Origin of the sequence: Rhizobium sp. BK619 (assembly GCF_014195245.1) — a bacterium.
Taxonomy (GTDB): domain Bacteria; phylum Pseudomonadota; class Alphaproteobacteria; order Rhizobiales; family Rhizobiaceae; genus Rhizobium; species Rhizobium acidisoli.
In genome coordinates this window covers 27,437-41,347 of the sequence record NZ_JACIBH010000010.1, presented here as the reverse complement: position 1 = coordinate 41,347, position 13,911 = coordinate 27,437, and the positions used below count along the sequence as shown (strand labels likewise).

General features: G+C 59.7%; 11 protein-coding genes and 1 pseudogene. 8 read left to right on the top strand and 4 right to left on the bottom strand.

What is annotated here, in order from left to right; all coding sequences use genetic code 11:
- Positions 1 to 6: 6 nt before the first annotated feature.
- Both FHX14_RS19505 and FHX14_RS19500 read left to right on the top strand, forming a co-directional pair.
- Positions 7 to 252, top strand: coding sequence for a DUF2164 domain-containing protein (locus FHX14_RS19505; RefSeq protein ID WP_003593397.1), 246 nt, complete (start codon positions 7 to 9; stop codon positions 250 to 252).
- Positions 253 to 345: 93 nt separating this feature from the next.
- Entirely contained in the window at positions 346 to 1,938 is a 1,593-nt protein-coding gene (locus FHX14_RS19500; protein WP_003593398.1) for a hypothetical protein, read from the top strand.
- A gap of 21 nt (positions 1,939 to 1,959) precedes the next feature.
- Here the strand turns inward: FHX14_RS19500 and FHX14_RS19495 are convergent.
- The 3 genes and pseudogenes from FHX14_RS19495 to FHX14_RS19485 form a co-directional block, all read right to left on the bottom strand.
- Positions 1,960 to 2,094 (bottom strand): annotated as a pseudogene (locus tag FHX14_RS19495) (dihydrofolate reductase); the annotation flags it as partial.
- Positions 2,095 to 2,182: 88 nt separating this feature from the next.
- On the bottom strand, positions 2,183 to 2,809 hold the full coding sequence (gene pncA, locus FHX14_RS19490) for a bifunctional nicotinamidase/pyrazinamidase (RefSeq protein WP_003593399.1): 627 nt from the start codon (positions 2,807 to 2,809) through the stop codon (positions 2,183 to 2,185).
- 248 nt (positions 2,810 to 3,057) lie between these two features.
- Positions 3,058 to 3,561: an EF-hand domain-containing protein gene (locus FHX14_RS19485; protein WP_003593401.1), complete on the bottom strand. Its 504-nt coding sequence runs from the start codon at positions 3,559 to 3,561 to the stop codon at positions 3,058 to 3,060.
- 415 nt (positions 3,562 to 3,976) lie between these two features.
- Between FHX14_RS19485 and FHX14_RS19480 the strand changes: the two genes are divergently transcribed.
- Complete coding sequence (locus FHX14_RS19480) at positions 3,977 to 4,324, top strand: hypothetical protein (RefSeq protein WP_003593403.1); 348 nt, start codon at positions 3,977 to 3,979, stop codon at positions 4,322 to 4,324.
- A 28-nt stretch (positions 4,325 to 4,352) separates the two neighbouring features.
- Here FHX14_RS19480 and FHX14_RS19475 read toward each other — a convergent pair whose 3' ends face one another.
- Complete coding sequence (locus tag FHX14_RS19475; protein WP_003593405.1) at positions 4,353 to 6,830, bottom strand: UvrD-helicase domain-containing protein; 2,478 nt, start codon at positions 6,828 to 6,830, stop codon at positions 4,353 to 4,355.
- Positions 6,831 to 7,057: 227 nt separating this feature from the next.
- Here FHX14_RS19475 and FHX14_RS19470 point away from each other — a divergent pair, with 227 nt between their 5' ends.
- From FHX14_RS19470 to FHX14_RS19450, 5 genes are all read left to right on the top strand, one after another.
- Entirely contained in the window at positions 7,058 to 7,534 is a 477-nt protein-coding gene (locus FHX14_RS19470) for a VOC family protein (protein WP_003593407.1), read from the top strand.
- A 407-nt stretch (positions 7,535 to 7,941) separates the two neighbouring features.
- Positions 7,942 to 9,885 (top strand): PrkA family serine protein kinase, encoded by a 1,944-nt coding sequence (locus tag FHX14_RS19465; RefSeq protein WP_184378196.1) that lies wholly within the window; start codon positions 7,942 to 7,944, stop codon positions 9,883 to 9,885.
- 12 nt (positions 9,886 to 9,897) lie between these two features.
- The gene (locus FHX14_RS19460; RefSeq protein ID WP_003593411.1) at positions 9,898 to 11,172 is read left to right on the top strand and encodes a YeaH/YhbH family protein; all 1,275 of its coding nucleotides are present in this window, start codon (positions 9,898 to 9,900) and stop codon (positions 11,170 to 11,172) included.
- A complete protein-coding gene (locus FHX14_RS19455; protein WP_184378194.1) occupies positions 11,169 to 12,719 on the top strand; it encodes a SpoVR family protein in 1,551 nt (516 codons plus the stop codon). Before FHX14_RS19460 ends, FHX14_RS19455 begins: the two co-directional genes overlap by 4 nt.
- Before the next feature lie 169 nt (positions 12,720 to 12,888).
- Positions 12,889 to 13,797 (top strand): adenylate/guanylate cyclase domain-containing protein, encoded by a 909-nt coding sequence (locus tag FHX14_RS19450; RefSeq protein ID WP_184378192.1) that lies wholly within the window; start codon positions 12,889 to 12,891, stop codon positions 13,795 to 13,797.
- Positions 13,798 to 13,911 lie beyond the last annotated feature (114 nt).

The following is a 13,911-nucleotide window of genomic DNA, read 5'->3' as shown; positions in this document are numbered from 1 at the left end:
GAGCCCATGAAGAAGATCGAATTTTCGAAGGAAGAAAAGGCTGAGATCGTTTCGCGCATCCGCGCCTATTTCGACCGGGAGCTCGATCCCATCGGCGCCTTGCCGGCCGAGTTCCTGCTTGACTTTTTCGCCACGGAGATCGGTCCATATCTTTACAATCGAGGGCTGAGAGATGCTCAAGCGGCCCTATTGAAGAGGATGGAAGACGTGACCGAGGACATCCATCTTCTCGAGAGAGAGCAAAAAATCTAGCGCCTAAGAAACAAGCGGGAGCCTTCATTTAACGGCAAATTATGTCAGGGCCGATATGGTCGTCACGCTGTCATTCACCGGGTTGCGTGTCATTTGGCCTCGATTGTCTCTGTTGTTGATGAACCGCGTTTCGCCAAGCTCGGCAAGCCGTTGATCTTTTTGGTCTGGCTTGCGCTGGCATCTGCTCTTTGCTGGTCCGAAACCGTTTGGCGTGACGAAGTTCGTGCATTATCGCTGGCCCTTCAGGGGGACAATTTCGCCGATATGCTTCGCCAGCTGCATGGCGAGGGACATCCTGCTCTCTGGTATATTCTGCTGCGCGCCGCCTATGTCGTGATCGGCTCACCCATCGTCCTGAAGGTCGTGGCGCTGGCGGTTGCAGCGGCAGCAGCCTATCTTCTTGTTTTCAGGCTGAAACTGCCGCTTCCCATCATGCTGCTGTCGCTGTTCGGCAGCTTTTCGATTTTCGAATACGCTGCGATGTCGCGAAATTACGGCATCAGCATGCTGGTGATTTTCCTGATCGTCCTGACCTGGGAGAAAGGTGCGCGCAACGGACTGTTGATCGGCCTGTTGTTTGCCTTGCTGGCAAATACCAACGTCCATTCGGTCGTGCTTGTCGGCGGCTTCTTGGCTTATTGGTTTTTTGATTTGGTTCTGGCGCGGCCAAGGCCTCCTTTGAGGGAATATCGAGGCTTCGCGACGGCCGCCGCCATTGCCGCGATTGGAATTGTTGTGTGTTTCCTCACGGTCTATCCGACCTTCAACGATACGGGGCAGAACGATCTCAGCGGCGAGAATTTCGCTTTGCTTGCCCTTCGTGCTCTTGCCTTGCCTAGTTCGCATTTCATGTCGTTCTATCCCGACAGCATTCTTGAACTGATGGTGGTCTATCCGTTGGCGTTCCGCATCTTCGCCGCGTTGATGTCCGTACTCATCTACGGCAGCCTGTTCGCGTTGGCGAACCGACGGCCGGCGATGATCGCAGCCGCACTGGTGCTTTTAGGGCTGTCGCTGCTTTTTACGCTTGTCTATCCCGGCGGATACAGACATCAGGCGCTCTGGCTGGTTTTCATGATCGCGATGACCGCCTTGAGCACGAAGTTCCAGGGTGAAGGGGCGGGCGTTGTCGGCATCAAGGCTGCCGGCGGCGGCGTAAAGTTCGGGCGTCTGTGCTTCCTGATATTGCTGGCGCTGCAGGTCGTGTCCGGTATCGAAAAGGTCAATCGCGCCTTCGTGGCTGAAATACCCTTCAGCCGGAGCAAGGATTTCGGTGCTTTCATGCAATCGCGCCCCGATCTCAAAGATGCGATCATCATGGCCGATCCCGACTATCTCGTGGAGGCGCTGCCTTATTATCTTTCCAATCGTACTTATCTTCCGCGCGAGGAGCGGTTCGGCGCCATCGTGCGATATACCCGCAACGCGCGGCTTTCGCTCAGCCTTGCCGATATGCTGCAAACGGCACGTCGATTGCAGCAGAGTGAGCAGGTGCCTGTCGTCATTCTGCTTTCGCAGCGGCTCGACCAGATTACGGCACCCGTCTCCCTGCGTGAAAGCTATGTTTGGCAATTGTCCCTGACGCCGGAGGATATGTCGGCTTTCCAGAGTGCGACAGAGCTCGTCAAACGCTTCGGCCCGACTGCCGGGAGCGACGAGAGCTACGACGTCTATGTCGTGAAGTAAGACGCCGGACGGCCGTCTTCCTCAACTCTCCCGCTTCATCCGCTCCCGGCGTGCGATTTCGGCCTGCGAGGGCTCCGACATGGCGAAGCTTCCGGGTTTGACCTCGCCGGCGCGTTCGTAGACGCTCATGATGACGCCCGTGGTCGATACAAAGTTGGCGGCGGCTTGCAACAACGACATGCGTAAAGACGAGGAGTTGAAGTGCGAAGCGAATCTGAAACATCTCGACGCGCTTTAGCTTGATTTAGCCGTCCAGGACTTCGGCGCTGTCGATAATCCCGACGCCATGGGCGCGCATCTCGTCGATGGCGGCGGCGACGCCTTCGGGGTTGATGCCGCGGCTTGCATCCTCGATGAAGCGGACGCGGACGCCGGGGATCATTTCCAGCGCGTCTAGCGCGGAGAACTTGACGCAATAGTCGGTCGCCAGCCCGCAGACGTCGAGATCGGTGACACTCTGGCCCTCGAGGAATTCGGCAAGGCCGGTCGAGGCATCGCGGTCATTGTCGCGGAAGGCGGAATAGCTGTCGATGTCGGGATCCTCGCCCTTCTGCTGGATCAGGTCGATCTCTTCGGATTTCAGCGCGGGATGCAGTTCGGCATCGAGCGTGCCCTGAATGCAGTGATCGGGCCACATCATCTGCGGCTTGCCCGACAGTTCGCCCATCTCGAAGGGCGCCGCACCCGGATGGGCGGAGGCGAAACTGCCATGGCCCGGCGGGTGCCAATCCTGGGAGGCGACGATCAGATCGTATTTGCCGCTGTCGATCAGGCTGTTTGCGATAGGAACCACTTTATCGCCATCCGGGACCGGCAGATTGCCGCCCGGGCAGAAGCCATTCTGAATGTCGACGAGCAGCAGCACTTTCATCAAGGCTAATCCCTTCGCTTATTCCAGTGTCAGACGCCAAGCATATTGAACGCATCAACTAGTGGATTTCCAGGCGCCGCCGCGCAAGTGTTAAATCTGGTGCTAGCGGTAGTAAGTGGCTGAAAAAGAATACGCTAATGCAATCACCGGGAGAGTTGGCGACGACTCTCGTGTCGAAATGGAAGGGAAGGCGGAAGACGCTTTTGCGTCTGCGGATCGAGGCTCCCCCGGCGGAGCCTCATGCCGAACTATGCCGGTGTCACGCCTTCGGCTGCGGAATCACTTGCCGCGGGGGATGCGCCGTAGGTATTGCGATGGGCTTGGAGGGCCGTCTGCATGTCACTCAGCACTTTGGTGAGCGGCGGATCGCTCTCGCCTGAGGTGCTGATCTTGTTCGGATCGGCGGCGAGGAATTCGGCCTCGGTCAATTTGCCGTCGCCATTGGTATCCATCGCGGCAAAGACGCCCTTGGAGGTGTCGTCGCTCTGATCGCTGCCGTCGCTCTGATCGTCGCTGCCGTCGGTCTTCTGCAGGGACAGCATCAGGGACAGGATGTCGGCGGTGATCTTCTTGACGATATCGGCACTGCTGTCGTCGCTATCGGCGGTGGTCGCAGCCGCGCCGGATGATGAAGACTGCGATGCGGCGGCGAGTTCGTCCGCCGAAACGACGCCGTCGCCATTCTTGTCGAGGCTGGAAAGCGGAGACTGGTACTGGGATAGTGTGCTGCCGAGAGATGAAACACTGGTCACTTGAACCTCCTTCGAAAAGTTCGTCGTGAAGCCCGCCTTTCATGGACGGGCAGGTTCCGGGCTAAGCTGATTTGCGCAAAGCGTCAAAGCGACGTTTTGACACGTTAACTTTTCGGTTACCAAATATCCTATTGGAATTATTGCATTTTCATAGTCGAAGGATTCGCTCGAACGGCGTCCTGCACCGATGATATCATGAGATCGTGCCGGCGCGGCTTGCGGAACGGGCGTTGAGCGCTGCGCCCAATCTCGCCACGACGGCTTTTCGTTCGCGTTCCGGAGCGCGATGCTGGAACAGGCGTTCGTGATGTCGCCCGAAAACCGCTCACACTTTTCGGCATCATGCTCTGGGCCGATCTTGCTCCCGGCTGCGATTTCTGCCTTTCTTGCTCAGACGCAAGCCGGAAGCGAAACCATGTCCGACGCAGAGCCGAACGAGAAGATCGATGCGACGTTCCGCAACGGATCGCTGACGGCGACCGGGATCATCCTCGGTTTCTCGCTCAATTTCATCAGCCTCTGGGTTTCCAATCCCAATGACTGGAGCCGCATCGATCTGCTGCCGATGTCGTTCCTGATGGTCGGCATCGCCATTCAGGTGAAGGTGTTTGCCGATCTCTTGGCGCGGGACTCGCTGCTTGCCGTCAAATACGACCGGTCGCGCCGGCTCTTCCTGATCGGATTGTCGATCGTCGCCGTCGGGATGGGGATCGCCCTGATGAACGATATCCTCGGGCTCGGCAGCATGCGGATGCTCGGGTAAAGGGTCTCGCGTCGCGCCGAGGTGATTATCACACGCGCTCGACGAACCCGTCCAGCACCCGCTTCTGCCCGGCCCGGTCGAACTCGATCGTCAGCTTGTTGCCTTCGATGCCGGTGATGTTGCCGTTGCCGAATTTCAGATGGAACACGCGGTCGCCGAGGGTGAAGCGTGAAGGCTCCGACGAGGTGGATTTTGCCACCAGTTCGCCTTCGATCGTCCGTCCCTTCGGGCCGCTTTCGCCATAGCCGATGCGTTCGACGGCGTGGCCGGAGCGGGAACCCCAATTGTCGCGCGTGGCATCGGTCTTGTTGGCCTGGGCACGTTTCCAGCCGGGGGTGGAATAGGAATTGGCAAAAGGCTCGGCCTTGTCGAAGCGGGACTGGCCGTAGCCGCCGCGGCCGTAGCCACCATAGCTCTGCTCCATTTCGGCGACCTCGACATGGGTTTCCGGCAGCTCGTCGAGGAAACGCGAGGGCAGGGTCGATTGCCATAGCCCATGGATGCGGCGGTTGGAGACGAACCAGATGTGGCAGCGGTGCTTGGCGCGGGTGATGCCGACATAGGCGAGCCGACGTTCCTCCTCCAGGCCGGCGCGGCCGCTTTCATCGAGCGAGCGCTGATGCGGAAAGAGGCCTTCCTCCCAGCCGGGCAGGAAGACGGTGTCGAACTCCAGGCCCTTGGCCGAATGCAGCGTCATGATCGAGACGGCATCGAGGTTCTCGTTGGTCTCGGCATCCATGACGAGAGAGACGTGTTCGAGAAAGCCACGCATCGACTCGAAGCTCTCCATCGAGCGGATCAGTTCCTTGAGGTTCTCAAGGCGGCCGGGCGCTTCGGCGCTCTTGTCGTTCTTCCACATATCGGTATAGCCGGACTCTTCGAGGATCTGCTCGGCAAGTTCGGTATGCGATGTGTTTTCAAGCAGTTCCTGCCATCGGCGGAAAGATTGAATCACATCGAAGAGGGCTTTTCGCGCCTTCGGCTTCAACTCGTCCGTTTCGATGATGTCGGCGGCTGCCGCCAGCATCGGGATATCGCGGGCTCGCGCGTAGTCATGCAGCGCGCGCACCGTCGTGTCGCCCAGGCCGCGCTTCGGCGTGTTGATGATGCGCTCGAAGGCGAGGTCGTCGGAGGCTTGAGCGACCAGGCGGAAATAGGCCATGGCATCGCGGATTTCCAGGCGCTCGTAGAAGCGCGGGCCGCCGATGACGCGGTAGTTGAGGCCAAGGGTGACGAAGCGGTCTTCGAATTCGCGCATCTGGAAGGAGGCGCGCACGAGGATCGCCATGTCGTTGAGCAGATGCTTGCCGCGCTGAAGCTGCTCGATCTCCTCGCCGATGGCGCGGGCTTCTTCCTCCGAATCCCAGGAGGCGTGCACCTGCACCTTGACGTCTTCAGGATCGGAGCGGTCGGTGAACAGCGTCTTGCCAAGCCGCCCTTCATTATGGGCGATCAGATGGGCGGCGGCTCCAAGGATATGTTCGGTCGAGCGGTAGTTACGCTCGAGCTTGATGACCTTGGCGCCAGGGAAATCCTTTTCGAAGCGCAGGATGTTGTCGACCTCGGCGCCGCGCCAGCCATAGATCGACTGGTCGTCGTCGCCGACGCAGCAGACGTTCTGCGGCTCGCCCTTGGCGCGCTGGGCGAGGAGCCGGAGCCACATATATTGAGCGGTGTTGGTGTCCTGGTACTCGTCGACGAGGATATAGCGGAAGCGGCCGTGATATTCCTTCAGGAGATCGGGGTTCTTGCGGAAGATCGCGATCGGATGCATCAGCAGGTCGCCGAAATCGCAGGCGTTCAGCGTCGTCAGGCGCGCCTGATAGGCGAAATAGAGATCGCGGCCGCGGCCGTTGGCGAAGGCGCGGGCGTCGCCCTCGGGGATATCGGCCGGACCGAGCCCCTTGTTTTTCCAGGTGTCGATCATGCCGGCGAACTGCTTGGCCGGCCAGCGCTTGTCGTCGAGACCTTCGGCCTGGATCAGCTGCTTGATCAGGCGGACGACGTCGTCGGTGTCGAGAATGGTGAAATCGGAGCGCAGGCCGACGAGTTCGCCGTGGCGGCGCAGAAGTTTGACGCCGATCGAGTGGAAGGTGCCGAGCCAGGGCATGCCTTCGACGGCGCCGCCGACCAGCAGCGCGATGCGCTCCTTCATCTCGCGGGCCGCCTTGTTGGTGAAGGTGACGGCTAGGATCTGCGAAGGGAAGGCGCGGCCGGTATTGAGGATATGGGCAATGCGGGTTGTCAGCACGCGCGTCTTGCCGGTGCCGGCGCCTGCAAGCACGAGGACTGGGCCTTCCAGGGTTTCGACGGCTTCCGTCTGCTCGGGGTTCAGCCCGGCGAGATAATCCGGCCGGCTGCCGCCGTCGCGGGCGGCCATGGCGCGGGCGGCAATGCCGCCGGTGGCGGGCGCCCTTCCGGCGGGTGCGGCAGGCGGCTGCGGCTTGCGCGCCATCTCGCCCGGCTCTTCGTCGAAGAAGGGAATATCGTCGAAACTATTGCTCATGGCGCGTAATGTAGTGATTCGGGAAGGAAAGACCAGAAAAGATGTTCTGCTTTCATTCCCAAGCCGCCGCTATCCCAAGGGGTTTGCGCATGGCGGCAAGTCTCCTGGACACACGGCGGCGACACGACGGAAAAAATCAGCCGCGCTCTGTCGGAACCCGCGCCGGCGGGGCGTCCTTGGATCATCGGACAGTGGTCCGGGTCAACCGTCAACAAGGAGGCTGTATCATGGCGAAGGTCGTTTCAAATCTCTGGTTCGCGGAGGAAGCACGCGAAGCCGTCGAATTCTATGTGTCCGTCATCCCGGATTCCAGGATCGGCCGCACCACCATCCTTCCGGCGGAAACGCCGAGGGGGCCTCCCGGCAGCGTCGAGCTGATCGAGTTCACGCTTGGCGATCAGGCCTTCCTGGCGATGAAGGCCGGCCCGCTCGATAGCTTCAACCATTCCTTCTCGATCGCGATCCTGTTGGAAAGCCAGGCCGAGATCGATCGGGTCTGGGAAGCGTTCCTCGCCAACGGCGGCACGCCGGAGGCCTGCGGCTGGCTGAAAGACCGTTGGGGCCTTTCCTGGCAGATCGTGCCGCGCATGCTTTCCGAGATGATCGCCGACGATGATCGCGCGCGGGCCAAACGCGTGACCGAGGTAATGCTTGGTATGGTCAAGATCGATGTCGCCGCGCTGGAGAAGGCATTCAACGGCTGAATTGCGCCGGCGGCGAATCATTCGAACGATTGGCTCACGGCCGGCATGCGGCCGTTTCCACCATCTCCGGCGTCGATCGGCACATGCTGTCCAGCGTCGACTCTGCGCAGATTTTGCTGCCAATCGTCGATTTTTCCGGAACTCGAATCACGGGCGACATTGCACACCCTTTTCATCTTTCTGTCACGTCGCGAAATGTGCTGATACCGCACGGGTGCTTTTTTCAACTATAATGAGAAACAGTTTCGTAGAGTAAAAATAACCGGTGCATGCACGTTTTTGTGCGTTGCAAGAAACAGCCGGTGAGCGTCGAATATACCTACGAAATTATTGATTCTTAGGAACGTCGTAGCCATCTCGATGGTTATACGACTTTGAGCCTGCGGCATAACCTTACTGGAGGGCCCATGCTGAACGAATCCGTATTCGATGCGTTTACGCGCAGTTACGAAGCGCGCCGCGAAACCGATATGTCGGTGGCCGAGTATCTCGATCTCTGCAAAAAAGACCCGATCGCCTATGCCAACGCGACCGAGCGCCTGCTCGCCGCCATCGGCGAACCGCAGATGGTCGACACTGCGAGAGATGCGCGGCTCGGCCGAATCTTCATGAACAGGACCATCCGGATCTATCCGGCTTTTGCCGGCTTCCACGGCATGGAAGAGACGATCGAACGTATCGTTTCCTTCTTCCGGCACGCGGCGCAAGGGCTCGAGGAGCGCAAGCAGATCCTCTACCTGCTGGGCCCGGTCGGCGGCGGCAAGTCGTCCCTGGCGGAACGGCTGAAGCTGCTGATGGAGGTTCATCCGATCTACGTGCTGAAGGCGGGCGACGAAATCAGCCCTGTTTTCGAAAGCCCGCTCAACCTCTTCGATCCGGAGACGATGGGGGCGCTGCTCCAGGAGCAATACGGCATCCCGCTGCGGCGCCTAAACGGGCTGATGAGCCCGTGGTGCCTGAAGCGGCTCGACGACTTCGGCGGCGACATTTCCCGCTTCCGCGTGGTCAGAATTCAGCCTTCGCGGTTGCGCCAGATCGCCATCGCCAAGACCGAGCCCGGAGACGAGAACAATCAAGATATCTCGTCGCTGGTCGGCAAGGTGGACATCCGCAAGCTGGAAACCTACTCCCAGAACGATCCCGATGCTTACAGCTATTCGGGCGGGCTCAACCGCGCCAACCAAGGCGTGCTTGAATTCGTCGAAATGTTCAAGGCACCGATCAAGATGCTGCATCCGCTGCTGACGGCGACGCAGGAGGGGAACTATATCGGCTCCGAGAATATCGGCGCCATCCCCTTCTCGGGTATCGTCCTTGCCCATTCGAACGAAGCGGAATGGCAGACCTTCAAGGCCAACAAGAATAACGAGGCCTTCATCGACCGCATCTGCGTGATCAAGGTGCCCTATTGCCTTCGGGTGATGGAAGAGCAGAAGATCTACGAGAAACTGATCGAAGGATCGGAACTAGCGGATACCCCGTGCGCTCCGGCAACGCTCGAAATGCTGGCCCGTTTTTCGGTGCTGTCTCGCCTGCGCAAGCACGAGAACTCGACGTTCTTCTCGAAGATGCGCACCTATGACGGCGAGAGCCTGAAGGAAACCGATCCGCGCGCCCGCAGCGTTCAGGAATACCGGGATGCGGCCGGCATCGACGAGGGCATGGACGGCATATCGACACGTTTCGCCTTCAAGGTGCTCGCCTCCACCTTCAATCACGACACCACGGATATCGGCGCCGACCCTGTGCATCTGATGTATGTGCTGGAACAAGCGATCCGCCGCGAGCAGTTTTCCGACGATGTCGAGAAGCGCTATCTGGAATTCATCAAGGCCGATCTTGCGCCACGCTACGCAGAGTTCATTGGCAATGAGATTCAGAAGGCTTATCTTGAATCCTATGCGGACTACGGACAGAATCTGTTCGACCGCTACGTCGACTATGCCGATGCCTGGATCGAAGACGTGGACTTCAAGGATCCCGATACCGGCCAGCTTCTCGACCGCGAGCTCCTCAACCAGGAACTGACGAAAATCGAAAAGCCGGCGGGAATTGCCAACCCGAAGGATTTCCGCAACGAAATCGTCAAATTCTCGTTGAGGTCGCGGGCAGCCAACGGCGGAAAAAATCCGTCTTGGACGAGCTACGAGAAGATCCGGGAAGTGATCGAGAAGCGTATGTTCTCGCAGGTCGAGGATCTTTTGCCGGTCATTTCCTTCGGATCGAAGAAGGATTCGGAAACAGAAAAGAAGCACAGCGAATTCGTCTCGCGCATGGCCGCGCGGGGTTACACGGAGAGGCAGGTTCGACGCCTCGTCGAATGGTACATGCGCGTCAAACAGGCAAGTTAATGCGGAGCCACCATGCACATTGTCGACCGTCGGCTAAATCCGCGCGGTAAAAGTCTGGAAAATCGGCAACGGTTTCTTCGGCGCATGAAAGGCGCCGTGCAGCAGGCGGTCAAACGTTCTCTGCAAAACCGCAACATCCGCGATGTACTCGACGGCGGGGAGATCAGCCTGCCGATCGACGGAATGGCCGAACCGAGCCTTCGCAAAGGCGAAGGCGGCACCGCAGATCACATCCTGCCGGGAAACAGAGCCTTCGTCGAAGGCGATATCATTCCGCGCCCGCCAGGGGGCAGGGGTGGAAAGCCAAAGGATGCGGGCGAGGGCGATGGTGAGGACGGTTTCCGTTTCGTGCTGACGCGCGAGGAATTCCTCGATGTCTTTCTCGACGACCTGGAACTGCCCGACCTTGCCAAACGGCGCCTAGCCGAAACTGAAGAGGAAACGCCGTTGCGGGCCGGCTATTCCGTGTCCGGATCGCCGTCCAATATCGCCGTCGGCCGCACGACGCGGCTGGCGATGATGCGCCGCGTCGCGCTTCACCGTCCGCGCCGAGAAGAGATCGAAGCCCTGCAGCGGCAGATCGAGGAATGCGAGGACGACGAGAGCCGCCTGGCGCTCGAGGCGAAACTCAAATCTTTGACGGAAAAAAGCCGACGCATTCCCTATATCGATCCGCTCGACGTGCGGTACCGCCGTTTCGAAAACGAGCCGAAACCCGTGGCCAAGGCCGTGATGTTCTGCCTTATGGACGTCTCCGGCTCGATGTCGGAACACATGAAGGACCTCGCGAAGCGGTTCTACCTGCTGCTCTATCTCTTCCTGTCGAAGCGCTACAAGAAGGTGGAGATCGTCTTCATCCGCCATACCGACAAGGCCGAGGAAGTCGACGAGGAAACCTTCTTCTACGGCCCGGCAACCGGCGGCACGCTGGTGTCCAGCGCCCTTGCGGCCATGCGCGGGATCATCGCGGCGCGTTTCGATCCGGCAGAGTGGAACATCTATGGCGCCCAGGCCTCGGACGGCGACAACGCCCATTCGGACGGAAACCTGAGCGGACAGCTGCTGCGCGAGATTTTGCCGCTCTGCCAGTATTTTGCCTATATCGAGGTCGGCGAAGAGGGCGGCGACTCGTCGGTATCGCGTTCACCGCTTTGGATGCTCTATGACGGGATCCGCTCCGAGCTGCTGCCGCTTTCGATGCGCAAGGTCTGCCGGCGAAGCGAAATATTCCCGGTTTTCCACGATCTCTTCCAGAAGCGTGACGCACAGTCGAGGGTGACGCCATGAACACGACGATGAGGCCAAGAGAGCGGCTGTTGTTCGAGGGGGCCGACTGGGACTTTTCGACGCTCCAACGCATCCACGACGCCTGCGAGGAAATCGCGCTCGGCGAACTCGGCCTCGACGTCTATCCGAACCAGATCGAAGTCATCACCTCGGAGCAGATGCTGGATGCCTATTCCTCGACCGGCATGCCGCTGTTTTACCGCCATTGGTCCTTCGGCAAACATTTCGCGCATCATGAAGCCTTCTACCGCCGCGGTATGCGCGACCTCGCCTATGAGATCGTCATCAACAGCTCTCCCTGCATCTCCTACCTGATGGAGGAGAATACGGCGACGATGCAAACGCTCGTCACCGCGCACGCGGCCTTCGGCCACAACCATTTCTTCAAGAACAATTATCTCTTCAAACTTTGGACCGATGCGGAGGGGATCCTCGATTACCTCGATTTCGCCAAAAGTTATATCACCCGTTGCGAAGAGCGTTACGGCGAGACGGCCGTCGAGCGGACGCTCGATGCGGCGCATGCGCTGATGTCGCACGGGGTGCATCGCTATGCGGGCAAGACCACCATCGACCTTCGCCAGGAGGAGAAGCGGCAGCAGGAGCGCCGTGCCCACGAAGAGCAGATGTTCAACGATCTGTGGCGCACGGTTCCCGTCGGCAAGGCCAAAAAGGCAAGCGACGGCGGCCTGGAAAAACGCCGCGCCGCACTTGGTCTGCCTCAGGACAACATCCTCTATTTTCTTGAGAAAACCGCGCCGCGGCTGCAGCCATGGCAGCGTGAGATCCTTCGCATCGTCCGCCATGTCGCCCAATATTTCCATCCCCAGCGGCAGACCAAGGTGATGAATGAGGGGACCGCGACCTTCGTCCACTATCAGATCATGAACCGGCTCCACGAGCGGGGGCAGATCAGCGATGGCAACTTCCTCGAATTCTTGAAGTCGCACTCCAACGTGGTGTTCCAGCCGAGCTACGACGATCGGCGGTTCTCGGGCTTCAACCCCTATGCGCTCGGTTTTGCAATGATGCAGGATATCGAGAGGATCGTCACGAAGCCGACGGACGAAGACCGCACATGGTTTCCCGATATCGCCGGCCGCGGCGATGCGATGGCGGTTCTGCGCGATATCTGGGCCAATTACCGGGACGAAAGTTTCATCAGCCAATTCCTCAGCCCCAACCTGATCCGCCAGTTGCGGCTGTTCCACCTCTACGACGACCCGGAACAGACCGAGGGTGTGCTGGTTTCGGCGATCCACAATGAGCGCGGATATCTGCGCATCCGCCGCCAGCTTTCCCGCGAATACGATATCGGCTGGACCGATCCGGCAATCGATATCGTCGATGTCGACCTCGCCGGCGACCGCCGCCTGCTGCTGCAACATATCATGATGAGCGGCAGCTATCTCCAGGAAGCCGACACGAGGGCTGTCCTGCAGCACCTCGCCGATCTCTGGGGCTACGACGTGCTGCTTCAAGAAATCGATGGTTCGAACAGCGTGGCGAGGGAGCACACGGCGAGCCCGCGCAAGATCGTTCAATGATCCCCGATCTTTCTCCAAGCCGCATTCGTTACCATCGATAGTTTGCAATTATCGATGGTAACGAAGACAAAGGCTTAGTAACTTACCGCCGCTGCAATCGCCGATCACTCACCCACATTCCACGTTTGCAGCGACCTTGCGGGAGCAGACAGCGCGGAGACGAGAGACCATGAGTGAAACGCGGCGCAAGCTGACGACGATCTTCTGTGCTGACGTGCAGGACTATACCCGGCTGATGGGGGCCGACGAGGAGGGGACGCTTGCGGCGCTGAAGCGCTGCCGGGAGGCGATGGGGCGCTTGATCGAAAGCCATGGCGGCCGTGTCGTCAACACCTGGGGCGATGGGCTGATCGCCGATTTCCCGAGCGTGGTCGAGGCGGTGCGCGCCGCCGTCGATACCCAGAACGAACTTGCCGGTTTCAACGCCCGCCGCCCGGAAGACGGACGCATGCTGTTCCGCATCGGCATCAACCTCGGCGATGTGATCGTCGAAGACGACGACATCTACGGCGACGGCGTCAACATCGCCGCGCGGCTGCAGTCGTCGGCTTCGGCCGGCGGCATCGTCATCTCAAGCACCGTCTACGACCAGGTCCGCAACAAGGTCGCGGTCGGTTTTGAGTTTCTCGGGCCGCTGATGGTCAAGAACGTCGATGAAGGCGTGCCGAGCTACGCGGTGAAGATCGGCGATGCCAAGGACGAGACGCCGCCGCCCCAACGATCGGGCCCCGCGCAACCGCAGCCGGCGGCTCAAATTGCCGACGCAAGCCCGCTCCCTGGCAGACGAAGGCTGTTCGCTGTGCTCGGCGTCATCGCGGCTGTGCTGATCGGCATCAACCTTTTATCGTGGCAGGGCGTTTTCTGGGCGCGCTTTCCGATACTTGCGCTCGCTGTCGTCGCGGCCTTCGCCTGGAATCGCAACCAGACCCTGTTCAACCGGAAGATCACTTCGCTGGCGATCGTGGCGCTCGGGATTGCCGGCATCAACCTCTTCACCTGGACGGGGCAGTTCTGGGCGGTGTGGCCGATATTGGGAATTGCGGCCGTCATGGGTTTGCGATGGTCGATGAGGCGATAGACATTTAGGCCGCATCGGCAGAGATTTTGCACGGCGTCTCGCCCGCCACTCGGCGGTGTCAAAGACACGGCGAGTGTTCGTTCAAGCAAAAGTGAGCGGTCGGGTTATTCCCAT

Coding starts and splice junctions, on each gene's coding strand:
- FHX14_RS19505 (WP_003593397.1), top strand. CDS start 7: ATGAAGAAGATCGAATTTTCGAAGGAAGAAAAGGCTGAGATCGTTTCG.
- pncA (WP_003593399.1), bottom strand. CDS start 2,809: ATGAAAGTGCTGCTGCTCGTCGACATTCAGAATGGCTTCTGCCCGGGC.
- FHX14_RS19480 (WP_003593403.1), top strand. CDS start 3,977: ATGTCCGACGCAGAGCCGAACGAGAAGATCGATGCGACGTTCCGCAAC.
- FHX14_RS19475 (WP_003593405.1), bottom strand. CDS start 6,830: ATGAGCAATAGTTTCGACGATATTCCCTTCTTCGACGAAGAGCCGGGC.
- FHX14_RS19470 (WP_003593407.1), top strand. CDS start 7,058: ATGGCGAAGGTCGTTTCAAATCTCTGGTTCGCGGAGGAAGCACGCGAA.
- FHX14_RS19465 (WP_184378196.1), top strand. CDS start 7,942: ATGCTGAACGAATCCGTATTCGATGCGTTTACGCGCAGTTACGAAGCG.
- FHX14_RS19460 (WP_003593411.1), top strand. CDS start 9,898: ATGCACATTGTCGACCGTCGGCTAAATCCGCGCGGTAAAAGTCTGGAA.
- FHX14_RS19455 (WP_184378194.1), top strand. CDS start 11,169: ATGAACACGACGATGAGGCCAAGAGAGCGGCTGTTGTTCGAGGGGGCC.
- FHX14_RS19450 (WP_184378192.1), top strand. CDS start 12,889: ATGAGTGAAACGCGGCGCAAGCTGACGACGATCTTCTGTGCTGACGTG.